Below are 26,635 nucleotides of genomic sequence, written 5' to 3'. Positions count from 1 at the left end.
CAGGCGCTTATTCGGATTGCACACCGTTCTTCCATGCTTTCGCCCTGCCAAGCAGCTGCTCAACGAACGCATTCTTCTCATCGGAGTATTGGAGGAGGGTCCGGGTCCCTTGTGAAACGATCCGTCGTTTGATCTCGCTGTAACGCTCGGCTTCGACGGCATGTGCCCGCAGGTAATCCCTGATCATGATGTTATGATTCCAGATGTCGCCACGAAATAACACAATATGAACGTTATAGGCAAAGCTGCCTCTTTTGCGGAGATATAAACGGCCTGGAATTCCGGCTTCTCCGAGATCCTCATAACCCATAGCGGTCAGTCTGGGGATGATTTCACTCGAATGCAGCGCATTCTCCACGCCCACCAGAACATCGATGATGGGTTTGGCTGTCATCCCCGGTACCGATGTGCTTCCAAAATGTTCGATGGCAGCCGTATAGGGCCCGATCTCCCTCGTTAACGTCTGAAGTTCTTCGCTAAACCGATCGGCCCACTGCTGGTCGTAGGACTCCAAGTGAATGGCTTCGTCAATTGTCATGAAGGCTCCTCCTCACAAGTTTTGTAAGCATGTGCGATGAAGCCGGTTCGAGCCAACCCAACCCGTAAATGGGCTGGCCCAAAAACCCGAGGCACTGCTTCAGGTCATGTCATACATGACTCCATCATGCCTTTTATGGCGCCGGCCGGCAAGTGCCAATCTTCTATCGGTTCAGGCCGAGAAGCATGCCTCAATATCGGCTTTCGGCTGCAGGTGCTAGAACCTGGTCGGCATATCTGCCTGCCTCCGCCTGGAGCTCCTCATCGCTTACCTTCTCTACGTTATAGGTCGCAAAGGCCGGCAAATATCGAACTTTGCACCGGTTCAACGTAGCTTGAATCGGGCGCAGCAGCTCACTTACGGTATACCAATTGTCCCCGCCTGCCTGATATCCTTGTTCTAAGCCTGCTGCCGTCGTGGCCACCATAAATTCCTTGCCCTTCAGATTGTTGCCTTCTGGTCCGAACGCCCAACCGAAGGTCAGAACGTCATCGAACCATTTCTTCAACAGGGGCGGGCAGCTGTACCAGTACAACGGGAACTGGAACACTACTCGATCATACTGAAGAAGAAGCTGCTGCTCGCGCTCAATATCGATAATCCAATTCGGATACTCCTTGTAAAGATCCCGGATATCTACATTTCCATTCGCATAGAGCCTGCTGTGCTGCATCAGCACTCGATTCGCACGCGAGTTGTCTAAATTCGGATGAACCACAATCACCATGATTTTCATATTCAGGTCTCTCCTGTCCCATTTGGTTTGTTTGACACCCCCATTATGTTTCGAATCCGTTCCGTTGAAAAGTACGCTCTTTTTATGTACTTAGTCGGTTTTAGCATACCTATTCATCCCATGCATAGTACGTCAAAACGTACTAAGTACGAAGAAGAATAGTACTGGGTTTAAATCGAATACTGTGCTACATTACTAACATCAAATGAACAAAGACCGATAACACACTTCCTATGGGAGATGAGAACATGAGAACAACCGATCATGAACGGCCTAACACCGACGGCATCCTGACAACGCTGCAATTAATCGGCGGTAAGTGGAAACCACTGATTCTGTTTATACTGCTGCAGGACGGAACCAAACGGTTCGGGGAGCTCCGGCGTCTGCTTCCGGGCGTGACCCAAGGCATGCTCACGAATCAGCTGCGCGAACTGGAACAGGATGGACTTGTCGTACGCAAGGTATATCAGGAGATTCCGCCCAAGGTGGAGTATTCCATCTCGCAGCATGGAAAAAGCTTGGACAGCGTTCTGACCGACATGTGCACCTGGGGATTTCAACATTTGGATTATGTCGAGAAGGTCAACGGCCAGCCTAAAGAGAGTCACGGAAAAAACGCAGGCGGACTGTAAACAGCAGGAAGCAAAACCCTTAATGCTCTTGCCGGGCACGGCTCGCCTGTGCAAGCACAGGCATCTACTCCCTGCTGTGCAAACCGGATCCAAGTCTGCTATATTTCTCAATTTGAGTTGGCTTCTTTCCCCCTTCGCATTCTTCCAGCCGATCCTTCTGGGATCGGCTTCAATTGTTGCACCTCATATGTATGAAATTTTTGTTCTGGGTGAATTGATGACCGGGGATAAGCACGGATATATGCTCCAAGAGATCCTTAAAAATGCAGGCGGACCTTACCGTCAGATCAGTTCCGGAACGTTGTATCCGCTGCTCTCCCGGATGGTGGATAACGGGTGGATCCATCTTCGTCTTGACGAATCCGGCGGAGGCAAACGCCCCCGAAAAATCTACGGGATTACCGATTCCGGACGGAATAACTTTCTCGAGCTCATGCAGAAACCCCTAGAATACAACTTGGATACGGAGCAGGCATTCCATTTCAAAATGGTCTATTTCCGGTATGTTCCGAAAAAGGTTCGACTCGACTGCCTGGAGCAATATTTAATTTATCTCGAGACTAACCTGCAGCATGTAACGGATTTTGAGGCGAAGATCACGTTCTACAAGCCCGAGCCCGAGAAACAGCGGCTTCAATTGCTGAGGGTACTGGATCACCGGAAGCAGATGGCAATGACGAATATCGAGTGGGTCAAGAAAGAAATAACGGCCGTTAAGTCCGAAGAAGACTAGCGTTCTAGCGTTTTTTTACATTGCATATAAGGAGGGATACGAAGATGGAACGTTTATGGACGAAACCGTTTATTCAGATGACGGTCGGGATGCTGTTTCTATTTACGGGCTTCTATCTGCTGCTGCCCACGCTTCCGCTGTATATCAAGCATTTAGGCGGCTCCGAGACTCAGGTAGGTTTGGCGGCCGGCGCGTTCACGCTGACGGCGGTTGTGTTTCGCCCAATGGTTGGGGGATTGGTGGATCGGTACGGCAGGAGAGCTTTTTACATTTGGGGTCTTATCTTCTTTGTTCTTTCGATGTATCTCTACGATTGGGTCAGCAGCATTCTGCTTCTGCTTGCACTGCGGATCCTGCACGGCGCGAGCTGGGCTTTTTCGACAACCTCCATCGGTACGGTCATTACGGATTTAATCCCGGCCTCCCGCCGCGGGGAAGGCATGGGCTGGTATGGAATGGCGATGACGGTGGCGATGGCCATCGGCCCCATGCTGGGGACCTATATTGTCGGTGGATATTCCTTTCAGACGTTGTTTCTTGTCGCTACCGGGCTCTCTCTGGTTGCCTTCATACTGGCCTACATGACCAGAGCACCTTATCAAGCCAAACCTTCGGCAGGCAGGATTCAGCTAGTCGAGAAATCCGTTCTCCCTGTCACGGTCGCCATCTTTTTTCTGGCTGTCGCTTATGGGGGAATTACAACCTTCCTCCCGCTGTTTGCCGAGTCCATTCGGGTCAATCCGGGAACCTTTTTCCTGGTGTACGCCGTCGCTCTTACGTTGATTCGGCCCTTTGCCGGAAAGCTGTCGGACCGTTTCGGCGAAGCGGCTGTCATCATTCCGTCCCTTGTCGTAACGGCTGGCGCTCTCATCGTCTTAAGCCTGTCGAGCGGATTGCCCGGACTGATTATCGCCGCTATTCTGTACGGCATCGGCTTCGGCTCGGCCCAGCCCGCTCTTCAAGCAGCCACCCTGCGCATTGCTCCCGAAGATCGGAGAGGCGCAGCCAACGCCTCCTTCATGACCGCATTCGATCTCGGCATCGGGCTTGGCGCGATCCTGCTGGGCCTGGTTTCCGAGCGTATCGGCTATGCATACTTGTTTACGGTTACGGCAGTATCGGTTGTCGTATCCTTGGTCATATTCACGATCTTTGTAAGAAGACTGCTTACGTCTGGCGTTGCGGAAAAAGAGTGAGGGCTATCCGATTTCCGGCAAACACACGCCACGGACCGGAACCGCCGCATAAGAGCGTTCTGTCTGCTCGAAAGCCGTTCCGCGGAGATGACCGAGTTTCCGAGTTTCCAAGCCTCCAAGCCCGCCAGCCTCCGAGGTTCCAAACTTTCGTGGTTCCGGACTTCCGAGCCTCCAGACTTCGTAACCTTCGCGCCCGCTTCCGAATAGGCTAACGTATCTGATGTTAGATTGGAGCGATGGTACGCATGGCGCAATATGTACCGCCGGTGAGCATCCATACCCTCACGCATACGGCACCCGGTCTCGTGATTCATTATCCGCAGGTATACGGCCTCATGAATCCAGGAGCAGAAGAAGCCATCAACCGGGCGATTATTGATCAAATCCAGGACATGCAGCGCGAACAGCAGCAGATTCAGACCGGCACCAACCCGCAAACGACGGGCACTTTTGAGATCAAAACGAATGAACGAGGCATCCTTAGCCTCGTGCTGACCAACTACACCTACTCCGAACCTATGGCACATGGACATACGGTAACGAAAGGCTTGACCTTTTCCACGGCCACCGGTAAATCCTACGCCTTATCCGACCTGTTCCGTCCGGGCTCCAGCTATCAAGCCGTTTTGGCCGCCGAAGTGAATCGTCAGATCAAGGAACGCGGCATTCCCGTGCTGGAGAGCAGTCCGGTCACCGTTTCGCCGAATCAGGATTTCTATCTGGCAGATAAGTCACTGGTCATCTTCTATCCTCTATATGCCATCACGCCGTACTATGTCGGCTTTCCGATGTTCCCGATATCGGTATATGACCTCTTGGGCATGGCGCCCGAGACCGGATTGTTATCGGATCTTGCCGGAGACGTGGCGTAGGGAGCTGCATCGTGTTCAGGTGATAAGCATAAAAAAACAAACCCGATTCCCTGGTGCCATACCAGCGTTTCGGGTTTGTTTATTATCATCGCATGGAGCCAGCTACGACGGTTACACCATGATTTTGCAGATATCGTTCGTGAATTCCACCGGATCGGCAATCGGCAAGCCTTCGATCAACAGCGCTTGATTGTATAGGAGATTCGTGTAGAGCTTCAGCTTATCTTGATCCGCTTGCTGTGCCTTCAGGGATTTGAACACCTCATGGTTCGTGTTAATCTCCAGCACCTTGTCGGCTTGGATATCCTGTCCGTTCGGCATCGCCTTCAAGATCTTCTCCATCTCAATCGAGACATCGCCCTCCGTGGACAGGCATACCGGATGGGATTTCAGTCGTTTGGAGGCTTTAACGGATTTCACCTTGCCGGCCAAGAGGCTGCCCATAGCTTCAAAGAGCTCCTTATTGTCGTTCTCTTCAGCTTCATTCTCCTGTTTGTCCGCCTCGGAATCGAGGCCAAGATCGCCGCTGGATACCGACTTGAATTCCTTCTCCTTGTATTTCATGAGCATCTTGATCGCAAACTCATCGACATCGTCGGTGAAGTACAGAATTTCATAACCTTTGTCGAGCACCATTTCCGTCTGCGGAAGCTTCTCGATCCGGTCGATGGAATCACCGGAAGCATAATAGATATACTTCTGATCCTCCGGCATCCTCGATACGTACTCGTCCAGGGAGACCAGCTTCTTCTCCTTGGAGGAAGTGAACAGCAGCAGATCTTGAAGATCTTCCTTGTTCATGCCGTAATCGTTGTAGACGCCGAATTTCAGTCCTCTGCCGAAGGATGCGAAGAACTTCTCGTAATTCTCCCGCTCGTCCTTCATCATGCCTTGCAGCGCGCTTTTCACTTTGCTCTTGATGTTCTTGGCAATCAGCGTCAGCTGACGGTCATGCTGGAGCATCTCGCGTGAGATGTTCAGCGACAGATCCTCGGAATCGACCATCCCTTTCACGAAGCTGAAATAGTCCGGCAGCAGGTCGCCGCATTTGTCCATGATCAGGACGCCGTTGGAATAGAGCTCAAGCCCTTTCTCGTATTCCTTGGTGTAATAATCGAAAGGCGTATTCTCGGGAATGAACAGAATCGCGTTATATACAACGGCACCGTCCGCTTTTACATGAATGTGTTTGAGCGGTTTATCGAAGCCGTACCGTTTCTCGTTGTAGAAATTCACGTAATCTTCGTCCGTCAGCTCGCCTTTGTTCTTGCGCCAGATCGGTACCATGCTGTTGATGGTCTGCTCTTCCTGGACTTCCTCGAACTCATTCTCGGCATCAGCCTTCGGACGCTGCGTTTTCACGTCCATCTTGATCGGATAGCGGATGAAGTCCGAGTACTTCTTGATGATCGCTCTTAAGCGGTATTCTTCCAAATACTCGTCATACTGATCATCTTCCGTGTTCTCTTTGATCTTCAATACGATCTCGGTTCCGACGGAATCCTTGTCGGCCGGTGTAATGGTATATCCATCCGCGCCTTCGGATTCCCACTTGAACGCTTCGTCGCTGCCGAGGGCACGGCTCGTCACGGTTACGACATCGGCAACCATGAAGGCGGAATAGAAACCTACGCCGAATTGGCCGATGATATTGTGGCCGTCCTTCGCTTCGTTCTCACTCTTGAATGCAAGGGAACCGCTCTTGGCGATGATGCCCAGGTTGTTCTCGAGGTCTTCCTTTGTCATTCCGATCCCCGTATCGGTAATGGTCAGCGTACGGTTTGCTTTATCTGCGGTAATCTTAACGTAATAGTCTTCTTTATTAAAGGTCAAATTGTCGTCGGTCAGCGCTTTATAGTAAATCTTGTCGATCGCGTCGCTGGCATTTGAAATCAGCTCACGCAGAAAAATTTCGCGCTGCGTATAGATGGAGTTAATCATCATCTCGAGCAGCCGTTTGGACTCAGCTTTAAACTGTTTTTTCGCCATGAAAAAATCTCCCTTCCAATCTGAACGAGGTTTCTTTTTAGCACTCTTTACATCAGAGTGCTAACACTTCTTCTATTTAAACATGTACCAATTTTTGATGTCAATATGTTTAAAGACTTTCCCTGGAACAAATACGGATTCAGCCTGCAGTGGTGAAGCAGACAGCGTAAGATGAATTTGAAAGAGACTGCTGCAATCGGCAAAAAGGCCACCTAAAAGGGGATTCCCCTCTTAGACGGCCTTTCACATTCATGGCTCGATACCGCTGTTTATTCTCTTGGATAAGACAGGGCGAATCCACCATACGTAATACAGGCCGCATAGGAGCAGCACGCCGGCCGTGGCCAGAAAGGGAAGCCGATAATCCTGCCGGGCCAGGATCAGTCCGGCCACAAAGGTTGCCCCGGACGAGCCTAAACTCCGGAATACCGACCTCATGCCGGCGTACAGATTCCGTTCCTTTTCATTAAAGGCCGACATCAGCAGACTGTCCAGCAGATTGGACAGCATGGTCACGCCGCCGCCCCGCAGTAGAAACAGCCCGACAAACAGCCATACGGGGAGAATCATGTATAGAGCGGCAAACAGCACAATATTAACGATAAATACCGAGATAATGGCCGTGTTATAACCGAACCGCTCCATGACGTACGGCGTCATCAACGAGCATATAAACAGAAGGATCGCGCCGATGGCCAGAATCAGGGATACCTGGTCGTCCATCCAATCCAGGCGGAACTTCACGATGACGTTCAGGAAGGAGCCGGTCATGGCGATACAGCCGCCGAGCAGCGCTGTAAACACGGCAAACAGCCACAAGGTCCCGGAGGATAGAGGTCCCATTAGCCTGGAGATGCCTCTCGAAGGTGAAGCTGCCGCCTCCGAAGCCTTGTTCTCGGCAGGCAGCCAGAACGCCCGGATGACGCCGTGAAGCACAAGCACCAGCCCGGTCAGCAGAAGCGACACTTCATAACCTCTGCTTCCTTCAAAACCCTTCGAAATATATCCTGCTGCCAGCGTTCCGAGACCCGTGAAAGCCGTAAAGACGGCAAACATCAAGGAAAATGCACGGGCTTCCTCCTTACGGGAACGGCAATAATGGAAGAGAAGCTGGATCTCCGTCGTCTCCACCAGCGTCAAGCCGGCAGACACCAATATTTGAGCGGCATAGAACCACAGCAATTCATCGCTGACGGCAAACAGCACATTGCCCGCGGCAATAAAGAATACGCCGGCAACCAGCAGTTTCTTTCTTCCGGTCCGGTTAGCGAGCAGGGATACCGGAATGGCGAGAACGCCCATGATCAGTATGCCCATCGATACCAACGCGCCGATCTCGTCCTCCCTTAGCCCCCGGAAGAGCAGATGCAGATTCAGGACAAGTGTATAGAGACCGATTCCGATGCCGTAGAAGGCCTCACTTATCAGGAAGCGGCGCACCCCTGTAGACAGCTGCAGCAGGTCTTTGATGTAAAAGGACATGTTATTCCCCTTCTCCAGAAAATCCGAAAACGATCTGAAATGAAATCAGTCGGTTACTTGTATAATTCCGCTTCCGAGCGCATCCGCCGGCTCAGCCGTACCGGGTCGGTATCCTCGGCAGCGTGAGCCTTCAGCAGCATGCGGAACGAGAACGGCTCCGACTCGATTGAGTGCTCGGGAGCCTGTGCCGGACCGCAGCTGTTGCTGCCAAGCCCGTTCTGCCGGTAATCCAGGTTCAGCGTAATGAAACTGCGCGGAACAAGATCGCTGGCATGCGCCGCGGCCTCGACATCCTGATCGGTGTACCGGCTCGCACTGAAGTTCAAGGCGGGCTCGCCAACGGCGAGAAGCCCCATTCCCGCGCCATCCGCGAGCGAGATCCAGCGGACATCCGATCGGTTCCCGTTCTCCTGCGGATAAATATAAGGCGTGAACAAGCCGTCCACGGTGCTGCGGTATTCCCCGAACCGTCCCGCTTCCAGGCTGTCCGGGTAGCTTTCCCCAGGTCCCCTGCCGTACCACCGGACATGTTCCATGTCGCCCGCGACTTGCATTTGCAATCCGATTTTCGGCAGCATGGCAGGCGGCGTGCCGATTGGCTCACCCTTCACATCCATGATTATCAGACCGCTGGAGGTGACCGTATAGGTCGTTTCGCAGCGGAAGCCCCAATCATATACCGGCGGGGCAATGCGGGAAACCCGCCGTACCTCAACGCATTCCCGGTCTAATCGTTTCCATTCGAAATGATCGATCCGTTCAGAGAGCCGGTCCAGATGGGCTTTGCGCCAATCCGGGAGCACGTACATATCGTTATCGATCGGCGGACGCCAGAAGTTCAGCGCGGGACCGCCAAGCATGATTCTTTTGCCATGCAGGGATAAGCCTTGAAAGCCTGAACGGAGAGCGCTGAGTGACAACTGAAAGCTTCCATTCCCCACTTGAAGGCTATGCTTCTCCTCGCTAATCTGCAAGGGGCCCCGCCGCAGGGCAGCCGTTGACTCGAATTCTGGCTTGGACGATTCCCGCAGCAGAAGCTGGGACCACGCCACCTCATGTCCCCGTTCCGCCCAGCGGCAGTCCGCAGCCAGCGAGAGGGATACCTCAAGCCACAGCTCCGCATAAGGACTCACGCCTATTGTCGCCTGCTCCAAAACCTTCGAGAGGCTAAGCTCTGCACTTGTGCCTGCTTCGATGCGGGGAAACTCCAGCGCTCCGCTGTGGGCAAGCTGTCCATCGGACAGTACCCGATAATGGGCCTGCAAATGATCCAGCGAAATGAAATCATAACGGTTCATGATATGAAGCACACCGTGTCTTCCCATCGTCATACGGACCGGTTCAATGACCTTTTTGTATTCCAGAAGTCCGGTTGAAGGCGTCCGGTCCGGACGAACCAAACCGTCAATGACAAAATTGCTGTTGTTCGGCACATCGCCGTAATCGCCGCCGTATGCATAATCCTTCTTGCCGTCCGGAGTCCTTCTGCTCAGCCCGTGATCGATCCATTCCCATACGAAACCGCCCGCCAGGCGGGGATGCGCTTCAAAGGTATCGAAGTAGGGGCGCAGTCCGCCGGGCCCGTTGCCCATCGCGTGCGCGAATTCGCACAGAATATGCGGCTTGGGATGATCGGTCATTTTGCCGAAGCCTTCCATCTTCTCGACGGAGGAATACATCGTGCTCACCACGTCGCACACCTCGGCTTCGCGGTCCTCCTCGTAATGGATCAGCCTCGTGGGATCATTCTCCCGGCACCAGTCGGCCATTGCGCGGAAATTGCAGCCGAAGCCGGATTCGTTGCCGAGGGACCAGAACAGCACGGACGGATGGTTTTTGTCCCGCTCCACCATACGGCGGACGCGGTCCACGTACGCTTCCTTCCACTCGGGATCATCGCTCAGGCGGGAAATGTTGCCGAGCGGCTCGAAGCCGTGGGTCTCCAGATCCGTCTCTTCCATCACGTACAGCCCATACACGTCGCACAGCTCGTAGAACCTCGGATCATTCGGATAATGCGCCGTCCGTACGGCATTGATGTTGTGCTGCTTCATCAAGCGGATGTCCTCCAGCATCGTGGACAAGGTGACGGTTCGGCCCGTATCCGGATGATGGTCATGACGGTTGACCCCTTTCAGCAGGATCGCCCTGCCGTTAACGAGGAGCTGTCCGTCCTTTACTTCGATGGTGCGGAAGCCCACGCGCTGCGCCAACGTCTCCAGCGTCTCCCCCTGAGCATCCCGTAGGGTGATCACCAGATGGTACAGTGCCGGTGACTCGGCACTCCATAAATCCGGACCGGCTACCTCTATGGCAAAGTCCTCCACGGCGGAGTGCCCGACGTCTTTCCCGATTGATCCCACTTCCGCTCCGTCTCCATTCAACAGCCGCAACTGGGCGGAGCCGTGCTCTCTTCCTCCCAGTTCCAAACGCACGTTCAGCTTGGCGTTCAGATACTCCTCATCCAGCTCGGTCGTTACGCGGAAGTCGTTGATGCGAAGTCCCGACGGCTCGGCAACCAGATACACATCCCGGAAAATGCCGCTCATCCACCACATGTCCTGGTCTTCCAGATAGCTTCCATCGGACCACTGGTATACCCGGACGGACATCCTGTTTACCCCAGGCTTTAAATAAGGCGTCAGATCGAATTCCGAGGTCAGCCGACTGCCTTGGCTGTAACCGATAAACGACCCGTTCAGCCACACATGAAACGCGCTGTCCACCCCGTCGAATTTGACGCAAATCTTTCTGCCGTCCCAATGTTCCGGAAGCTCGAACTCGCGTACGTAACTTCCGGTCGGATTCGCATTTGGCACATGCGGCGGATCCACAGGGAACGGATAGTACAGGTCCGTGTAATGCGGATGCCCGTAGCCCTGCAGCTGCCAGTGTCCCGGAACCGGAAGGTCATCCCAGGCCGATACATCGTAATCCTCTTGATAAAATGCTTCAGGAGCGCTTTCCGGCTCCTCGGCATAGTGGAATTTCCACACCCCGTTCAGCGATTGGTACCAGGCCGAGCTGCCTCTGTCATAACTGAGCGCTCCGTCCTCATCCACAAACGGAATGAAATAGGCCCGGCTCTTCGCCCGGTTCCGTTCCAGCACGCTCAGGTCATCCCAGTCGCGGCTTATATGACGGTCTTTCATCATGTCTCTCCATCCTTTCCCAAGCGGTCTAAGCTTCTAGAGGTCGCTCAAAAAGTCATCTGTCCATGACTTTTTGAACACGTACAACTATGTTCGGATATTGCATCATGCTGCATCGATCGTGGATACCTATTATCAACCGGCACCGTTTATCCCTTGATCCCCGTCGTGGCAATGCCGCCAACGATATAACGCTGCGCGAAGAAAAAGACGGCCAGCGGCGGAATCGAGATCAGGCAGGTGATTGCCATGATGGATTGCATGTCGACGCCGTGCATGCCCTTGAATTGGGATAACCCCAGCGTCAGCGTATATTTTGTCTGATCATTCAGGAAGATGAGCGGACCCAGATAATCGTTCCAGCAGCTCATCATATGGAACACGGCCACCAGAATGAGTGAGGGTCCCATTAGCGGCACGATGATCCGCAGCAGAACGGTCATTTTGCCCGCCCCGTCAATCGTTGCCGCTTCATCCAGCTCCTTCGGCAAGGTCATGATGAACTGGCGCAGCAGAAAAATAAAGTAGGCGGAACCGAACCAGGACGGAACAATCAGCGGTTTGAGCGTATTGATCCAGCCCAGGTAGTTGAATTCCATATACTGCGGAATCATGGTCACTTCCCACGGAATCATCATGGTGGCAAGCACGATCAGAAACAGCGCATCCCGCCCCTTGAACTGAAACCGGGCGAACCCGTACGCCACCAGCGTGCACGATATGAGCTGCCCGAGCGTCGACAGCAGTGTCACGATCAGCGTATTTTTCAAAAACAGGTTAAACGGCTGAATGCTCCAGGCTTCCGCAAAATTGCTGAATCTCCACACGGAAGGAAACCATTTTGGAGGAAACAGATACAGCTCCTGCTGCGACTTCAGCGCTGTTGTGATAGCCCAGAAGAGCGGAGCAATGAACAACAGCGAGCACAAGATGAGCAGCGTGTAAGTAATTACTTTTTTCATGCGGAACGCCCCTCTCTGCCGGCAGGCACGCCTGCTTTGGCATGCTTCGGCTTCGCCTTCTCCTTCTTCATCTCGCCCTCATAGAACACCCAGGCCTCCGAGGACTTAAACACAAGGAACGTCAGCGTTAGCACGATCAGGAACATGAACCAGGCGTTGGCTGCGGAATAACCCATCTTAAAGTACTTGAACGCATTCTCGTACATGTACATCGCATAGAAAAACGTCGACTTCAGCGGGCCCCCGCCCGTAAGCAGAAGCGCCAGCGTCAGCTGCTGGAAGGCCGCAATGATGGACGTAATCAGGTTGAACAACAGGGTCGGCGTGATCATCGGGATGGTCACATTGAAGAACTGCCTGATCTTGCCCGCCCCATCCATCGAGGCCGACTCATACAGGTCCTTCGGAATTCCCTTGAGACCCGCCAGAAAAATAAGCATCATCGAGCCCTGACCCCACAGGCTTGCAATGACCATGGCGACCAGGGACCACTTCGTATCGTTCAGCCAATCCGGCCCTTCGATGCCGACCAGCGATAAGAAATAGTTCAGGATCCCGTAATCTCCGCTGTATACCCAGGACCAGATCATGGCGAGGGCTACGCCGGAAATGACCGACGGCAGGTAGAAGGCGGTGCGGAAGAACGCGCTCCCTTTTACCTTCTGATTGAGCAGCATGGCGAGTCCCAGAGCCACGATGATGTTCAGCGGCACGAACAAAGCCGCGAATTTTAAGGTAACCAGCAGCGATTTCCAGAACAGCGGATCGTTCGAGAACATCTCCACATAGTTGTCGATGCCGACAAAGGTCACCTGGCCAACGATCGGCCAATCAAAAAACGAAATGACGAGGGAAAACAGCAGCGGACCAAGCGTAAAAACCAGGAATCCGAATATCCATGGAAAAATGAAGAGGTAGGGCACGGCCCCACCCCATCGTTTTGGTCCAAGTCGCTTCGGGGCCGCTGTCTGCTGTTGTGAGTAAGGTGCATGAGTGTGGGCCATTTTCGCGAACCTTCTTTCTTCGTTTATTTCAAATAGCGTTCGCTATCCTTCACCGCCTGGTTCAGAACCTCCTGGGCATCGCTGCCGAACATGACGGATTCCACGGCTGCCGACAGCTGGCGGTTGACTTCGTTCCATTTCGGATTCAGCAGGAAGGCCGGCGTATTGTCCGAACGCTCCAGCATCGTGTAATACGGCTTGTAGAGCGGATCCTGGTCCTTCTTCAGTTCGTTGACCACGCTGACCCGGACCGGCAGATCGGCCACGCGCATTTTGATCGCTTCATCCGATACGTAGAACTTAATGAACTCCCACGCCAGATCCTTGTTCTTGGAATCCTTCGCTATGGATAGCGCGGATTCGGCCAACACGCCCTTCACAGGTTTGCCCTCGAAGGCCGGCATCTCCACCGTACCCACATCGATTCCGGCTTCCCTGAAGGATTCCAGCGGCCAGATACCGCTCTCCCACATGGCAATTTTGCCGGCCTTGAAAATATCCTCACCGCTCTGCTGCCCTTTGCCTCCGGTCAGGACGGCTGAGCCGTTCTTCAGCATATCGCCCAGCATCTGAATGGCTTCCGCCGTTTCCTTGCTGTTCATGTACCCTTCAATCGTTGTCCCGTCCTCCGAAATAAAGGAACCGCCGTTGCTCCATACGAACCCTTGAAGGTCATACGTATCATTCTCTGCCCGAACGCCGAAGCCGTACTGCTTCTTGGATTTATCCGTCAGCTTCTGAGCGAGTTCCTGGAATTCCGTCCATGTCCATCCATCGCTCGGGTAGGGAATGCCCGCATCGTCGAACATCTTCTTGTTGTAGTACACCACCCGGGTCGTAAAGCCCGCCGGGATTCCATACAGCTGATTATCAATCTTGCCGTAGTTAAACAATCCTTGGTAAAAATCATCGATATTCAAGTCCTCATCCTTGGACGCGTAGGAATCCAGCGGCTCCAGGGACTGGTGATACGTCGGAAAATCCCACATGTACATCACATCCGGCGGATTGGCTGCGCCAAATCCGGCGGCCAGCTTCTGATCGAATCCGTCGGCGTAGGCCTCCACCTGTACCTTGGTTCCGGGATGCGACTCCTCGAACTTCTTGGCGATCTCTTGTTCAATCTTCAGCGCATCTCCCGTATCCCAGGTCGCGAAGCGAAGCGTCGTTGCCGCGCCCGATGAATCGCCGTCCGGCTGCTTCGATGCTCCAGTCCCGCCGCTGCCGCCGCATGCGGCCAGCAAGGATGCCATTAACGTCATCACCGAAACCAACGCGATCCATGACATTTTCTTTTTCATATTGTCAGCTCCCCTAAAGTATTGAGTTGATATGAATTGAACCGCTTTCATCATAACTCGGATGAAAGCGGTTCAAAACGTGCGCTGATTCGCAGATGATCGTATTTTTGTTCGAACTTGCATAGACGGGTGTTCATTTGTTTACAATGATTCCCCTTTTTGTTCGGCACGGTATTGGCTTGGCGTTTGACCCGTGCAGCGCTTGAACCATTTGCTGAAATATTTGCTGTCGCCAAGCCCGGTCTTCTCGGCGATCTCCTGCATCGTTAAGGAGGTTTCGCGCAGCAGACCATAGGCGAGACGGAGCTTGCGCTTATATTGGAATGTGATGAAGCTGTCGCCAACCGTTTTCTTGAACAGGATCGAAAAATGGCTGCGGCTCAGCCCTACCTGCTGGGCCAGCTCCGCTGCCGACCACTCGTCCGCGGGATGTTCGTGCAGCAGATGAACCGCCTGCAAGATCGGCTCCGGCCAATGCTCGCCGCTCAGACCGTACACCCGTTCCAGCTCGGCTTCCTTGTGCAAGGATTGAAAGGCTGCCTGCACATCCATTAAACCGTGAAGACATTCCCGCGAATTCCAGGTGAGCTTCCCGCACCGGCTCTTGATCTCCACCAGCAGGCTATCTGCCGCTCCCTTAAACTCCTCCGGTACGGCCCAATAACAGCTGTCCGCGCCGTAAGGAATCAGCTTGCTGCTGCGTAAACCCGGCTCATCGGTGCCCTGCTCCTGCAGCAGGTGCTCCCAATTGCTGCTGCAGCCCGCCGTTTTGATCAGATACAGCGAGATGGGCTTGCCCTCTCCAAGCCCGACGCGGCTGCAAAGCTTTCGGAGTTCTCCAGGGAAACGGTCACTGTGCCCGTTAAGCCAAGCAAACAGGTGAGCAGAAACCTGTTCTTCCAACTCGTACCCGTGGGCCGGCGTATCGGACAGCTCACGCTGGAATTTTCCCAGCATCGCTTCGAGCTCTTCGTCCTCAAAGGCGGTTTTCAGCAGATATCCCGAAGCGCCGAGCCGTATCCCCTCTTGGGCATATTCAAAATCCCGGTGACAGCTGAGCAGAATGATCCGGGTTTCCGGTGCAACCTCCTTCACCTTGCGCGACAGCTCGATCCCATCCATCTCCGGCATGACAATATCCGTAATGACCACCTGCGGGCGAAACTCCAGAAAAGCCTCCCAGGCCGCCTGACCGTTGGGGCTGTCTGCCACAACCTCCATTCCGAACCGGTCCCACGGGACCGTGGAGCGGAGTCCCTTCCGCACAATGCTCTCATCGTCGGCAATCATCACCTTAATGTTCCCTGCTTTCATCATCGCAAGACTCCTCCTTTTTCGGCCATCGTATGGTAATCGTTGTTCCTTCTCCCTTAACCGAATGCACCTTGAGTCCGTATAGAGGGCCAAAATGCAGCTTGAATTTCTGATCGGCGTTCCGCACGCCAAGCCCGCCGCGTCCCTTCCGCTTCATCTCCGGCGAGAATAACTGTGCGAGTGTCTCCTCCTTGATGCCGGCTCCATTATCGCGAAGCGTAAGCACCAGCTCGTCATGATCCTCCTCGACCTTGACATGGATCTCTCCCTGACCATCGGTGAAAGCATGGAAAAAAATATTCTCGAACAGCGGCTGAAGCGTCATCCGCGGAATCAAATAAGGCAGCAGCGCCTCATCGCAATCCAGCGCATAACGGAACACCTCGCCGTACCGGATCTCCTGGATTTTCAGAAAGTGACCGATCATGCGCAGCTCCCTGTTCAGCGTGACGAGCTCCTGCGAAATATCCAAATTCCCCTCCAGCACCATCGTCAGATGATACAGCATCTGACGGATGTCTTCCGCGCCTTCCAGCCTGGCTTTCCACTGGATGGAGTTGAGTGTGTTAAACAGCAGATGAGGATTGATCTGATAATGGAAAGCGCGCAGCTCGGCCTCTTTTTTCAGCCGCTCGCTCTGCTCCACCTCGCCAATCAGGGTCTGCACGCCCGTTACCATCCGGTTAAAACTCATATCGAGGCTGCCCAGCTCATCCCTGCCCTCGATTGGCGTCCGGGTATCCAGCTTGCCGAAGCTTACCTTCTGCATCGAGTCCTTCAAGGTCCGGATTCGGGAGGTGAACCGGGAGGAGAACAGATAGGCGATGCCAAAAGCGAGCAAGCAGGAGACGATGGCAACAACCATCGTGTTCGCCCGGATAATGCCCGAGGATTGATAGAACGCCTTGGCGGGAATTCTGGCTTCCATGCTCCATTGGTTGACGTCAAGCGTCCGCGACCAGGTCACATCGTTGTCACGGGGCGTATACGGAGCATCCGTCTCATACACAATTGTGCCGTCCGGCGATGTAATAAGCAGGTGGGCATGCGTGTCGGCCTCGAACTTGGCATAACTGCGCAGCAGCTCCTCGGCGTTCTCCTCGATCAGAATGATGCTGCCGTCCTGAGCCTTTTCGGGGTGATGGATCGGCACCGCCAATCCAAGGACGGGCACATTGTCGCTATCGCTGCTCTTGATGGAATGATCCTGTTTATAAAAACCGAGCCAATAAGTCCCGGCATATGCCTTCGGCCTCGTGTTCCACAGCGGGATATTGCCGAGTTTATTCATATCCAGATTGTTCTCCCCATAGTAATAGCCGGAGGACGTTATGATGTAAATTCCTGCTGTCAGCTGCGTCCGAAGCGACTTCAACAACGATTCGAAGTCGTTCTTCTCCATAATGTCGCCGTATGTGGATGGCGTCCCGGCTCCGATTCCCGAGTGGCTCGGATCCAGTAAATAGGAATAGATCGTCTCCGCCGTCTGCTTCATCCGCTCCAATGCCGAACTGGTCTGCTGCTCCAGCTGCGCTACGGCATTATCGCCGTATTTGCCGAACTGGGAATTAATCACTTTAGCGGATTGAACATAAGAAAGTCCGCCAAGCGAGAACAGCGGAATCAGGGTGACGATTAAAAAACAAGTAAGCAGCTTGGTTCGTATACTGTTATAGGTGCCGGTGAACAGCCGGCCCACTCGATCTTTGATCCCCTGAAGATTCATGGTTACTCTCCCTATTGTCGTATCGTATCGTGAAACTTACATCCACTCGTTCGCTATGAGGCAGGACTGTGAACACGTTCGTGATACCGCTTTCATTATAAACCCGAACAAAGAGCTTGTAATTAGGCGGCAAATGGAAAATGAGAGAAAACGGAAAAAGCACCTCCCCCTCAAGGCCAAAAGCCCGGGAAGAAGTGTTAGTCCGTGACAGTTATAACGTGTATTCATGTCCAAGAATCAAAAATACGCTGGAAGTCCAGGTGAACGCCCGGTCGCGCAGCCCCGCTCCGGTCAGGGCATCAAAATTCTCGGCCATCCCGCTGAGACTGACCATCCGGCAGTACCGCTGCGCAATCTCCATCGCCAGCTCCATATCGCCGGCGGCCGCCACCCCTTCGACCAGCAGCATCGTGGAAGGGGCCCAGATCGGCCCGCGCCAATATCCGTCCGCCTTATAGTAACGGCTGTTTACGCTCTCGGTCGCCCAGCCGTTGCTCGTCAAGAATCGGCCTTCCTCTCGAAGTCCTTCCAATAGAGCCGTGCGGATAAACTCGGGAAGGCGTTTTCCCAGCAGAATCGGAACGAACAGCAGCAGGCTGTCTCCCTCGGATACCTCATGCGTTCCCGAACGGCAGGCGGTGAATCGACCGTCTCTCCAGAAATGCCGGAGCATGCGATCCAGCGTATCATCCGCACTCCGTCTCCATTGACTCGATTCCTCGGTCAGGCCCAGCAAACCCGCGATTTCAGCCAGCGTCTCCATCTGGATAATCAAATAAGCGGCAAGGTCAGGGCTCTCAACGGGGATGCCGTTATTGAACGCCGTACTGTTGTCCCAGCCCGAGTCATTGCCGTGGTTATATTGGGGAATGCCGTCGCCGTCATGATCCCGGTGTGTGAACCACCACTGTGTCCATTTCGCTAGAGGACCATAGACCTCGCGCAGCTGGGCCTCCTTGATGTAATCCGTCCGGCGCATCATCCAGGCCAGCGTCCAGCCGTGAATCGGCGGTTTGTTGCAATTCCAAAGCTCGTATTTATCGTTCACGAAGTCGGGGATCAGGCCGCTCTCATCCTGCCGGTCAAAAAAGATCATGAACTGATCCCAAGCCAGCTCCGGCTGATGCCGCACGAGGGCCATCGCGTTAAAGCAGTTGTCCCAGCTCCAGATGTTGGTCATCCAATTCTTGGACATATACATGGCTGGGCGGGTTAAACAGCCTTCGGCCGGAACTACGCAGGACCAGGTAATATAGGCAGCGAGCTCCCTTGCTTCCTGCCACCGTTCAGAGACGGTCAGGGTATTGTTCAACCAATTGGCATAATCCTCGCGAACGCTTTCAACCGCATCGTCGAAGGACTCCCAGTCGGTACGCGGCGTCATGACGGTCATGAACTCTTCTACGGCGAATTCAGCCGTATCGGTTGCAGTGTCCACGGAGAAGTCGGCGGTCACACGCGAGCTCTTGATCTCGTTCCATTCGACCTCCATGCTCATCTGGCCAACAAGCCGGGTCAGCATGAAGCGGCAGCCGTGCGTGAAGCTGTTCACTTCCCAGCTGTCCGGATTTGTCTCGTAGGCGTAGTCATACGCTGCGGGGGAAAAGGTAAGCCTTATGCCGCAACCTTCCGCGCGGAACCGGACGGTCCGGGAGTCCGATAAACAAATGTCCGCGTGGCCTTCCGAATCGAAGGCCGTTAGCCTGATTTTGTCGGGTGATGCTACAGGTTCAAAGGAAACCGGCTCGTTCTGCCGGTTTAGCAGCTCTATCAGAAACGCCTCGCCAAACTTGTCATCCCCTCCGCGGACGGTTCGCAGGTAAAGTCCTGGTCTGCGGTCCTTTGCCGCGGGCAGAAGGGAAATTGCCAAGAAGGACTCTCTACGGCTGAAAGGTACGATATTCAGATCAAAATTCATAGGACATCTCCTTCGCTGAGGTATCGCTTTCATTGTAAAACTTCTCATGGGAAGAGAGGACTGCCGGATGTCTTGCCGATAGAGGGATATTGTTTGCCGGAGGTTCGACTGAGCGGGAGAGGTGCCATTTTGTTCGATAAGAAGGGGGACAAATGTTATGGCAAACCACAGCGACGCGAAACTTCTATAAAAACGAAGATGACCGCATCATCAGCTTATGACAATGGCGATCATCTGGTTTTGCTGGGCGACTACTGCCATCTGAATGAACCGCTTGTCGTTCAGCCGGAATTATGCGATTCGGTATTTAGTGAGCCATTATGTCGCTATGATGGCTTCGTCTGCTATAGTCGCTCAGGCGTTATGGCTTCTGCCCGTGCTGACGCCAATATTGTCTTTTTCCGTCATCGCGCACGGTGATGCCCAGCTTCGAGAGCTCCCGGCGCAGATCGGCCGCGTCCTCTTGATCGTCGTTCTCGATGGCCTTTTCCCGCGCCAGGAATAACGCATTCATGCTGGGCGTAAGCCCCGGCGTGTCGGCAACCCATCTGACGTAATGATCGGCGAACGGATCGCGGTCTCTCCAGGAATAACCGTGACGCATGAAGGCTTCGGCCACCGTTTCCCGCTTGGCTTCCGGTTTCTCGCGATAGAGCTCCTCCCCCTCGTTGCCCAGCAGCACCAGCTGCTTGCCGTCCATAAAGGCAGCGGAAACTTCTTCTCTCGCAAAGGTTCTTTCAGCTTCATGAATGCGGAGTGTAATCTCCTTATCCGACAGGCGAACGGCAAGACTTTCTTTAATTGCAATGTGGGAGAGCACCATACCCGCAAGCAGGCCCAGAACAGCGGTTACGATGACGATCCAAGGTCCCTGTATGGTTGCGATTAATTCCAGCGGTCCTTGAAAAGGCACCCAAGCTAGGCCCGTTGCCCAATCCGCAATCGCAGGCAGAAACCAGCCGACCACCGCGCCTAATAAAGGCGGCACCGCCCAGACCAGCATTCGGTCTGCCCACGATAATCCGAGTTCACTGTATTCCATCCCGTTATTCAATAGTATCCGCTCCTTTCCTGAGGACACTGTTCACCGCTTCCCTCCATATCGCTTGGTAATCCAATCGAATATCCATCATGATATAACTCGTGATATTATCGATGACCAGTGCCAGCACATACGCCTTGGAATCTGCATGTTGCCGCTCAATGATCCCGAAATCTGCGCCTAACCGCATCAGTTCCCGAAAGCCGTCCAGGAACGATTGCTGCATGGCGACCACCCGCTGGCCGTAATTGGCACTCCGGCTTGCGGTCAGCATGAACTCGCTCAATAAGCGCATCACCGGCACGAAAGCCTCTTCCTCTTCCGGAAACATGCGCAATCCCCCTTGATACAGCTTCTCCGCGAAGTTACGCTCGTTCATTTCGGTCAGGGAGAAATAATGATCGAAATGGTAATCGCTGAACATGTATTCAAAGACCCGCTCCACCAGTTCATCCTTGGACGCAAAATGATAGTAGATCGACGGTTTCGTAATGCCCACTTCGCCGGCAATCATCGCCAGGCTGGTCTTCTCGATGCCATGTGTCGCAAACAATCCGATGGCAGCCTCGACGATTTGCTGTGAGGTTAAATCCTTCTTTTTCACGCTGTCATCCGCTCCTTTTTTACCTACCGATAGGTAGAATTTTAAGACGGAGGATGATGGATGTCAATATTTTTTAACTACCGGTAGGCAAAAAACTAAAAATCGCCGATGCTTATCGCATCGACGATTCATAATAATTAGGATTTGTAGCTTAACCGGCTCAACTGATTAAAGCATTCTTCTTCCCATCATCATGATGGTTTTTAACAGTGACTTCCATTTTCCCTCGACTGTACGTACAGCCGCTGCGGCGTGGGCCGCTTCATTGCGTTTAGAGCGCAATTTCGTTGCCATCCGGCATCGTTCCAGTTCCTGACGGAGATCGCGAACATGCTGTTTGGCAATATCTTCATTATTAATATTCATGTTTCATTCCTCTTTTCTTTTATAGCGACAACATTCCGACATTACCAATACCTGCAAGCTCCTCTTCCGTCCCCTTCACTATAATACTTCCATTGTTTGCCCGAAGGTAAGGGTACAAAATGCCTTTAATTCTTTTTTCCCCTACAACGACTTCGCCGAAAAGATCCAGGGAGGACATCGAAGCCCTAATATCTTCCTCGGTGACGTCATCGTCAAAGGTCAGCGTCCCGTCAACAATGAAGCTCGCCGGCTGGCCCAAAGCCGCCAGCTGATCCTTCGACCAGGTCTCCTCGCCGCTGATGAACACAAACAGCCGCTCATAACTTACGATTTCCGTATTCAGGTTGGGACAGCGCTCCCAGACCAGATCTTCGATCTCTTCGCCGCAAATGATGAACGAACTGGAATGTATCTCCGACACGGCCTGGCTGAAGGCGTCCCGGGTCACGTCCGCCTCGAGAATGAGCGGCTTACTCGTGTAGAGCTTATGGCTTTTAAAGCGCCGTACGCTTCTTGCGTTTAGCCGTAGCGGTTTGGTTACATGCTCGAATCCTGCCGGGATCACCTCGACCAAGCCGTTGATCTTTTTCAATTTATCGTAGAAATAAGGGGATTGATGTTCATGGATAATCGCCTTGCCGTTGACTTGGATCTTTTCAATCCGGGCCGAGAACTGCTCCATATCGAGCTCCTTATCCAGATGAACCATGCCGTTCAGAACCAGCTCCATAGGCTCGCTGCCGGAGGCCAGATATGCATTGTTCAGCTGCACTTTCCCGGACTCGAACCTTGGTTCGTATTCGTAAGCGTGAATCTCCGCGCTGGCGCCTCCCACTTTGAGGAGTGCAGAGGTAACGGCAGCGGCCAGATGCCGGGGAGCATAGACCTCGCCGTTGACCACCAGGTGCAGCGTGCCGTTCTGGAATGCTTCAAGGGATACTCCCTTATCGATGATGACCGTGCCGTTAACGAATACGCGGTCCGGCTGCTCCAAGAGCTGAAAGTATTCCTCGTCCAGCCGCAGGGTGCCGCTGTAATAACGGTGTCCCTCGGGGATTTCAATCGTCTTGCCGATATTGCCTGCGTTTTTTAACAGCGTGAGGAGGTGTGCCGTCTCTGCCCGGTATATCACAAGGCCCACGTTTCCGATCCGTTCGATGCTTGTTACGGTTTCCTCCGTTGCCTGCGTAAGATCCAACATCCCTACATTCTCGATGATTCTGCTCATTTCATATCTTCCTCCCATAGTTTTCTCAATTTTTTGATGGCGGTTTGCAATTTGTACCGAACCGTGGCTGCCGGCATGCCCAGCTGTTCACCGATTTCCTGGCTGGACATCCCGAGCCAAAAGCGCTTGAACACGATATCGCTCTGCGATTGCGGCAAACGGGCGAGCCATTCCGTCATTTCGATATTGCGGCTTGAAACGGGGAGCTCGGCGATGTCCAGATCATCCTCCCACGATACGAGCCGCTTCTCCCGGCGGCTAATATCGATCATGCGATTTTTGACGACTCTGAAGAACCAGGCCTTTTGCTTGTGAAGGGGCAGCGCTGCCAGGTTCGGCTCCTTGATGGCTTTCATAAAGGCATCCTGGACCAGATCATCCGCTTCGTAAGCATGCTTGGCGATGGATCTGGCATAACGCTGGACATCGTCCTTCAGGTTTTCATAAAGATCACATACTTGCATTAGCCAACCTCTCACTTTTCGTTTTGTCTTTTCTGTTAATATAACGTTTGGGCAAAAGAAACTGATGGATAGTCTTGAAATTTTTTTCGTGCCCATAAAAAAACACGCCAACCGTCTACGCAGTCAGCGTGTTTACCTATAATTAATCCCACATGGAGAACAACACCAGCAGAGTGGCTGTTACACCGAGCAAGACCGTGTGCCTAGAAAACCATATCGAACGTATTTCTTCCTTCATACTTCATTCCTCCTTATTGTTTTCATTTAACCTGATCATTCATCTTCCCTGATGGCTCAGTCCCACCAGCTAAGCACACTTACCAGCATAACCGCTACCAAGAAACCGTCCATAAATTTGAGCTGAAGTTTAGCCAAATTGGATTCACCTCCTTTAAAGAGTCAACCACTTGAGCAATTCATTATTGATTGATCAATCACAATTATTTATAAAAAAGTGCCCTTATCCCACCGCGCACCAGTCTTGAGGTGCGCGGTGCGGCACTTCAGAGCGCGCCTGGGCGTACTCTATCTTATGGGCATCATATTCGGCATATCCATCGCCATAGCTACATTGCACAGCATGCCCCGGGCCAGAAAATCGGAGGTTTTCTTGTCGGCATCCTCAAATCCCGCTCGCACAAAGGCATTCTCCACGAGATCCTTCACCTCATTCATTCCCTGCTGCATCGCTTCGCGGATGGGCGCTTCCTGAATCGTCTGCGCCTGCATCTGGAGCAGGATCTCGCTGCGATGCGATTGCACAATCCCTTCGTATGCCTGAATCAAACCCAACTCCAGATTCTCTGAAGAAGCGGATTCGATCACCGCTTGGAATGCCTTCACAATGCGCTCCCAGGAAACAGCCAGCGATTCCACAAGCAGCGACTCCTTGGTAAAGAACCGATAGACGTAAGGCTGGGATATCGCTGCCCGTTCGGCAACCTGAGCCGTGGTCGCGCGATAATACCCGATTTCTGCAAACACTTCGATGGCTGCCGCCACGATGTCATTGCGCCGATTCGCAGAGGTTGACGCTCTAGCCATTTCTTCCCCCTCCTTTCATTCATTTCGATCCATTATTGATTGACCAATCACTAATTAAACAAAGTATATACGGTACGCTTTATTTTTGCAACTGCTTTTTCCAAAATTATTAAATTCAACATCTGGCTATAGCTTAACGCGTAGGGAAGGAATCCGCTATTTCTTATCGAACTGTTTTATGAACCGCAAATTAAACCGCATCATCCAAGAAATTTATTCTGTGATCGATCAAGGAGGACAAATCATGAGTCATGAAGGTCAACAGCTATTCGAACGATGGCATAAACACCGTACGGTCTTGCTTCATCTGCTGCAGGACGTTCAGAACGAGCATTTGGATTATAAACCGTGGGAGAATGCCTATACCTTGGGCGCATTAGCAGTTCATATTGCGGCGTCCTCAGACATGTTCCTGCGTTCCATTGTAAAAGGCTCGTTCTCTCCACCCTCTATTTCCACCGAATTCGAAACCATCGATGACATTAGAAATATCGTGCAAGCTTCGACCGAATCGTCTACGGCGGTTTTTAATGAATTGTCCGACATCCTGCTGGAGCAGCCGCTGGACTTTAACGGGTTCGTTGCCCCAGGAAAAGTGTGGCTGAGCAACATGGTCGACCACGAAATCCACCATAAAGGGCAACTATTCACTTATGTTCGAGCTGTGGGTATTGAGAAGGTTCCCTTCTTCACGGTTCAGCCGCCCAAACAGTAAAGATGGGTATGACTGGATTTTCAGCTGCAAGTTCCTGATACTCCCCCGAATTCATCTCACGCAAAATAAAAAGCCGGGTCTCCTGCAGCTTACGCTTTAGGAAACCCGGCTTTCTTCCCCCTTACTAACCCTGCTTCGCCAGCTTCACCACAGCCTGCAAGGCCGTGTTAATCTCGCGTTCCACCGCGTCGGCAACCACATTCGTGTTCGGGTCGTACTCGGCCGCGAGGTCTGCGTCGGCAAAACCGTCCATAGCGACAATTGCGCCTGCGCGAACGCCGCGGATCGCCGCAACGACGTACAGTGCCGCAATTTCCATCTCAACACCGAGCGCTCCCGCTGCTTTATACTTCTGGTGCGGTACTTCTTCAACGCCGTTAAAGAACACGTCCAGGGTTACAGTAATCCCCTTGCGCACCACGCCTTCGCCAATTGAAACCGCGGATTCGTACAGCGCTTCCGCTACCTGGCTGTCTGCAACCGCTGGAAAGCCGTCCGGCACGAGCTGTTTCGTCAGGCCATCCGTACGGATCGCAGCCGTGCTGACCACAAGGCTTCCCGCGGGGGTATCCGCCCGATAGGATCCGGCCGTGCCGACGCGAATCAATGTCTTCGCCCCCGCGCGGATCAGCTCCTCGAAACAAACCGCAGCTCCCGGACATCCAACGCCGTGGCTGGTTACCGCGATTTCAACGCCTTCATACGTTCCCACGAAGGTGCGGTACTCGCGGCTGAACGCGAGCTCGCGCGCGTTTGTAAGCTTGCGGGAAATGGTCTCCGCACGCTTGGGATCGCCGCAGACGATCACAAATTCAGGTATATCCTCTGAGTTCACTTGCAAAATAGGCATCAACATATTAGTCAAACTCCTTATGTGTCCATTCATCTTCAGGTATATCCAGCGCCTCGCCACTAAACCGCTCTTCCTTGAACGGGTCGGCTTCATTGTGGAAGCCGTTGCGTTCCCAGAAGCCCGGACGGTCTTCCTTCATAAACTCGATGCCGCGCAGCCATTTGGCGCTCTTCCAGAAATAGCGATGCGGCACAACCGTACGCAGCGGCCATCCATGCTTGTCCGTCAGCGGCTCGCCGTTAAAGCGATAGGCCAGCAGCACATCGTCCTTAAGCAGATCCTCGATGGGTACATTCGTATCGTAATCGGGATCGGCATGAAACATGACGTATTTGGCATCCGGCTTGATCTTCAGCCCCGCCAGGAAATCCCGGAACAGGATTCCCTCCCATACCGTATCGAACTTGGACCAGCGGGTAACGCAGTGGATGTCCGCGTTCACGGTCACCGTTGGCATCGCCAATATATCTTCATAAGAAAACGTCCGTTCCTCTTCGACTTCCCCGAACACCTTGAGCGTCCACTCCGACATGTCGTAATGTGGAACCTCCCCCTCGTGCAAAATGGGGAATTTCTCGGTCAGCGTCTGCCCCGGCGGCAGTTTGGCACGCTGCTCCTCGGTCAGGTTGCTCACCGCCACCGGCTTCATTTTTTTCAATCGTTCTGCCTTTTTGTGCACCAAGTTCATCTCCTTTACGCTTGATCGCTGTTGCATCCGCTTATCGTTTGGATGACTTCAATCACAGGTCGTCGCGGCGCGG

Annotated in this window: 24 protein-coding genes; 5 read left to right on the top strand and 19 right to left on the bottom strand. The window is 53.2% G+C overall.

The features are described from left to right. Nucleotides 1–7: 7 nt before the first annotated feature. Nucleotides 8–538, bottom strand: a complete 531-nt coding sequence (locus tag MKY82_RS06495; protein WP_339295771.1) for a GrpB family protein — start codon at nt 536–538, stop codon at nt 8–10. A 190-nt stretch (nt 539–728) separates the two neighbouring features. Further along, nucleotides 729–1,274: an NAD(P)H-dependent oxidoreductase gene (locus MKY82_RS06490; protein ID WP_194541250.1), complete on the bottom strand. Its 546-nt coding sequence runs from the start codon at nt 1,272–1,274 to the stop codon at nt 729–731. A gap of 248 nt (nt 1,275–1,522) precedes the next feature. On the opposite strand from MKY82_RS06490, the gene MKY82_RS06485 reads away from it, so the two are divergent. From MKY82_RS06485 to MKY82_RS06470, 4 genes are all read left to right on the top strand, one after another. Beyond that, nucleotides 1,523–1,909 carry a helix-turn-helix domain-containing protein gene (locus tag MKY82_RS06485; RefSeq protein ID WP_194541249.1) on the top strand — a complete coding sequence of 129 codons (387 nt, stop codon included), beginning with the start codon at nt 1,523–1,525 and terminating at the stop codon, nt 1,907–1,909. Nucleotides 1,910–2,096: 187 nt separating this feature from the next. Beyond that, nucleotides 2,097–2,642, top strand: coding sequence for a PadR family transcriptional regulator (locus MKY82_RS06480; protein ID WP_339295770.1), 546 nt, complete (start codon nt 2,097–2,099; stop codon nt 2,640–2,642). 44 nt (nt 2,643–2,686) lie between these two features. Continuing rightward, nucleotides 2,687–3,838: an MFS transporter gene (locus MKY82_RS06475; protein ID WP_339295769.1), complete on the top strand. Its 1,152-nt coding sequence runs from the start codon at nt 2,687–2,689 to the stop codon at nt 3,836–3,838. A gap of 245 nt (nt 3,839–4,083) precedes the next feature. Further along, nucleotides 4,084–4,710: a DUF3298 domain-containing protein gene (locus MKY82_RS06470; protein ID WP_339295768.1), complete on the top strand. Its 627-nt coding sequence runs from the start codon at nt 4,084–4,086 to the stop codon at nt 4,708–4,710. Nucleotides 4,711–4,821: 111 nt separating this feature from the next. Here the strand turns inward: MKY82_RS06470 and htpG are convergent, their stop codons facing one another. The 15 genes from htpG to MKY82_RS06395 all read right to left on the bottom strand — a co-directional run bounded on the left by htpG (nt 4,822) and on the right by MKY82_RS06395 (nt 24,306). Next, nucleotides 4,822–6,699, bottom strand: a complete 1,878-nt coding sequence (gene htpG / locus MKY82_RS06465) for a molecular chaperone HtpG (RefSeq protein ID WP_339295767.1) — start codon at nt 6,697–6,699, stop codon at nt 4,822–4,824. A 249-nt stretch (nt 6,700–6,948) separates the two neighbouring features. Further along, nucleotides 6,949–8,181, bottom strand: coding sequence for an MFS transporter (locus MKY82_RS06460; RefSeq protein WP_339295766.1), 1,233 nt, complete (start codon nt 8,179–8,181; stop codon nt 6,949–6,951). A gap of 53 nt (nt 8,182–8,234) precedes the next feature. After that, on the bottom strand, nt 8,235–11,333 hold the full coding sequence (locus tag MKY82_RS06455; RefSeq protein ID WP_339296642.1) for a glycoside hydrolase family 2 TIM barrel-domain containing protein: 3,099 nt from the start codon (nt 11,331–11,333) through the stop codon (nt 8,235–8,237). A gap of 149 nt (nt 11,334–11,482) precedes the next feature. Next, nucleotides 11,483–12,295: a carbohydrate ABC transporter permease gene (locus tag MKY82_RS06450; RefSeq protein WP_071221250.1), complete on the bottom strand. Its 813-nt coding sequence runs from the start codon at nt 12,293–12,295 to the stop codon at nt 11,483–11,485. After that, nucleotides 12,292–13,299, bottom strand: a complete 1,008-nt coding sequence (locus tag MKY82_RS06445) for a sugar ABC transporter permease (protein ID WP_194541243.1) — start codon at nt 13,297–13,299, stop codon at nt 12,292–12,294. Before MKY82_RS06445 ends, MKY82_RS06450 begins: the two co-directional genes overlap by 4 nt. A gap of 23 nt (nt 13,300–13,322) precedes the next feature. Further along, complete coding sequence (locus tag MKY82_RS06440; RefSeq protein WP_194541242.1) at nt 13,323–14,600, bottom strand: sugar ABC transporter substrate-binding protein; 1,278 nt, start codon at nt 14,598–14,600, stop codon at nt 13,323–13,325. Between the two features lie 141 nt (nt 14,601–14,741). Then, nucleotides 14,742–15,917 carry a response regulator gene (locus tag MKY82_RS06435; protein ID WP_339295765.1) on the bottom strand — a complete coding sequence of 392 codons (1,176 nt, stop codon included), beginning with the start codon at nt 15,915–15,917 and terminating at the stop codon, nt 14,742–14,744. Beyond that, nucleotides 15,895–17,640, bottom strand: coding sequence for a sensor histidine kinase (locus MKY82_RS06430; protein ID WP_339295764.1), 1,746 nt, complete (start codon nt 17,638–17,640; stop codon nt 15,895–15,897). Before MKY82_RS06430 ends, MKY82_RS06435 begins: the two co-directional genes overlap by 23 nt. Before the next feature lie 211 nt (nt 17,641–17,851). Next, the gene (locus MKY82_RS06425; protein WP_339295763.1) at nt 17,852–19,558 is read right to left on the bottom strand and encodes a trehalase family glycosidase; all 1,707 of its coding nucleotides are present in this window, start codon (nt 19,556–19,558) and stop codon (nt 17,852–17,854) included. 361 nt (nt 19,559–19,919) lie between these two features. Then, nucleotides 19,920–20,612, bottom strand: coding sequence for a DUF308 domain-containing protein (locus tag MKY82_RS06420; RefSeq protein ID WP_339295762.1), 693 nt, complete (start codon nt 20,610–20,612; stop codon nt 19,920–19,922). Continuing rightward, on the bottom strand, nt 20,605–21,204 hold the full coding sequence (locus tag MKY82_RS06415) for a TetR/AcrR family transcriptional regulator (protein ID WP_339295761.1): 600 nt from the start codon (nt 21,202–21,204) through the stop codon (nt 20,605–20,607). Before MKY82_RS06415 ends, MKY82_RS06420 begins: the two co-directional genes overlap by 8 nt. Nucleotides 21,205–21,372: 168 nt before the next feature. After that, on the bottom strand, nt 21,373–21,570 hold the full coding sequence (locus MKY82_RS06410; protein WP_194541236.1) for a hypothetical protein: 198 nt from the start codon (nt 21,568–21,570) through the stop codon (nt 21,373–21,375). A gap of 19 nt (nt 21,571–21,589) precedes the next feature. Further along, nucleotides 21,590–22,798 carry a hypothetical protein gene (locus MKY82_RS06405; RefSeq protein WP_220686341.1) on the bottom strand — a complete coding sequence of 403 codons (1,209 nt, stop codon included), beginning with the start codon at nt 22,796–22,798 and terminating at the stop codon, nt 21,590–21,592. Beyond that, entirely contained in the window at nt 22,795–23,262 is a 468-nt protein-coding gene (locus MKY82_RS06400) for an RNA polymerase sigma factor (RefSeq protein WP_194541234.1), read from the bottom strand. Before MKY82_RS06400 ends, MKY82_RS06405 begins: the two co-directional genes overlap by 4 nt. A 525-nt stretch (nt 23,263–23,787) precedes the next feature. Beyond that, a complete protein-coding gene (locus tag MKY82_RS06395; protein ID WP_071221261.1) occupies nt 23,788–24,306 on the bottom strand; it encodes a TetR/AcrR family transcriptional regulator in 519 nt (172 codons plus the stop codon). Between the two features lie 244 nt (nt 24,307–24,550). Between MKY82_RS06395 and MKY82_RS06390 the strand changes: the two genes are divergently transcribed. Beyond that, on the top strand, nt 24,551–25,021 hold the full coding sequence (locus tag MKY82_RS06390; RefSeq protein ID WP_194545070.1) for a DinB family protein: 471 nt from the start codon (nt 24,551–24,553) through the stop codon (nt 25,019–25,021). 124 nt (nt 25,022–25,145) lie between these two features. Here the strand turns inward: MKY82_RS06390 and MKY82_RS06385 are convergent, their stop codons facing one another. Together MKY82_RS06385 and MKY82_RS06380 are read right to left on the bottom strand one after the other, a co-directional pair. After that, nucleotides 25,146–25,877, bottom strand: coding sequence for a nucleoside phosphorylase (locus MKY82_RS06385; RefSeq protein WP_339295760.1), 732 nt, complete (start codon nt 25,875–25,877; stop codon nt 25,146–25,148). A gap of 1 nt (nt 25,878) precedes the next feature. Then, nucleotides 25,879–26,553 (bottom strand): sulfite oxidase-like oxidoreductase, encoded by a 675-nt coding sequence (locus tag MKY82_RS06380; protein ID WP_194541232.1) that lies wholly within the window; start codon nt 26,551–26,553, stop codon nt 25,879–25,881. Between the last annotated feature and the right edge of the window lie 82 nt (nt 26,554–26,635).

The sequence above is a fragment of the Paenibacillus sp. FSL W7-1279 genome, from assembly GCF_037969845.1.
Taxonomy (GTDB): Bacteria; Bacillota; Bacilli; order Paenibacillales; family Paenibacillaceae; genus Paenibacillus_AQ.
The sequence above is the reverse complement of the archived record's forward strand: the minus strand, read 5'-3'. Positions and strand labels throughout refer to the sequence as shown.

What these genes read in the sequence shown, in the direction of transcription:
- MKY82_RS06495 (WP_339295771.1), bottom strand. Translation starts at nt 538, where the DNA reads ATGACAATTGACGAAGCCATTCACTTGGAGTCCTACGACCAGCAGTGG.
- MKY82_RS06490 (WP_194541250.1), bottom strand. Translation starts at nt 1,274, where the DNA reads ATGAAAATCATGGTGATTGTGGTTCATCCGAATTTAGACAACTCGCGT.
- MKY82_RS06485 (WP_194541249.1), top strand. Translation starts at nt 1,523, where the DNA reads ATGAGAACAACCGATCATGAACGGCCTAACACCGACGGCATCCTGACA.
- MKY82_RS06480 (WP_339295770.1), top strand. Translation starts at nt 2,097, where the DNA reads ATGTATGAAATTTTTGTTCTGGGTGAATTGATGACCGGGGATAAGCAC.
- MKY82_RS06475 (WP_339295769.1), top strand. Translation starts at nt 2,687, where the DNA reads ATGGAACGTTTATGGACGAAACCGTTTATTCAGATGACGGTCGGGATG.
- MKY82_RS06470 (WP_339295768.1), top strand. Translation starts at nt 4,084, where the DNA reads ATGGCGCAATATGTACCGCCGGTGAGCATCCATACCCTCACGCATACG.
- htpG (WP_339295767.1), bottom strand. Translation starts at nt 6,699, where the DNA reads ATGGCGAAAAAACAGTTTAAAGCTGAGTCCAAACGGCTGCTCGAGATG.
- MKY82_RS06460 (WP_339295766.1), bottom strand. Translation starts at nt 8,181, where the DNA reads ATGTCCTTTTACATCAAAGACCTGCTGCAGCTGTCTACAGGGGTGCGC.
- MKY82_RS06455 (WP_339296642.1), bottom strand. Translation starts at nt 11,333, where the DNA reads ATGAAAGACCGTCATATAAGCCGCGACTGGGATGACCTGAGCGTGCTG.
- MKY82_RS06450 (WP_071221250.1), bottom strand. Translation starts at nt 12,295, where the DNA reads ATGAAAAAAGTAATTACTTACACGCTGCTCATCTTGTGCTCGCTGTTG.
- MKY82_RS06445 (WP_194541243.1), bottom strand. Translation starts at nt 13,299, where the DNA reads ATGGCCCACACTCATGCACCTTACTCACAACAGCAGACAGCGGCCCCG.
- MKY82_RS06440 (WP_194541242.1), bottom strand. Translation starts at nt 14,600, where the DNA reads ATGAAAAAGAAAATGTCATGGATCGCGTTGGTTTCGGTGATGACGTTA.
- MKY82_RS06435 (WP_339295765.1), bottom strand. Translation starts at nt 15,917, where the DNA reads ATGATGAAAGCAGGGAACATTAAGGTGATGATTGCCGACGATGAGAGC.
- MKY82_RS06430 (WP_339295764.1), bottom strand. Translation starts at nt 17,640, where the DNA reads ATGAATCTTCAGGGGATCAAAGATCGAGTGGGCCGGCTGTTCACCGGC.
- MKY82_RS06425 (WP_339295763.1), bottom strand. Translation starts at nt 19,558, where the DNA reads ATGAATTTTGATCTGAATATCGTACCTTTCAGCCGTAGAGAGTCCTTC.
- MKY82_RS06410 (WP_194541236.1), bottom strand. Translation starts at nt 21,570, where the DNA reads ATGAATATTAATAATGAAGATATTGCCAAACAGCATGTTCGCGATCTC.
- MKY82_RS06405 (WP_220686341.1), bottom strand. Translation starts at nt 22,798, where the DNA reads ATGAGCAGAATCATCGAGAATGTAGGGATGTTGGATCTTACGCAGGCA.
- MKY82_RS06400 (WP_194541234.1), bottom strand. Translation starts at nt 23,262, where the DNA reads ATGCAAGTATGTGATCTTTATGAAAACCTGAAGGACGATGTCCAGCGT.
- MKY82_RS06395 (WP_071221261.1), bottom strand. Translation starts at nt 24,306, where the DNA reads ATGGCTAGAGCGTCAACCTCTGCGAATCGGCGCAATGACATCGTGGCG.
- MKY82_RS06390 (WP_194545070.1), top strand. Translation starts at nt 24,551, where the DNA reads ATGAGTCATGAAGGTCAACAGCTATTCGAACGATGGCATAAACACCGT.
- MKY82_RS06385 (WP_339295760.1), bottom strand. Translation starts at nt 25,877, where the DNA reads ATGTTGATGCCTATTTTGCAAGTGAACTCAGAGGATATACCTGAATTT.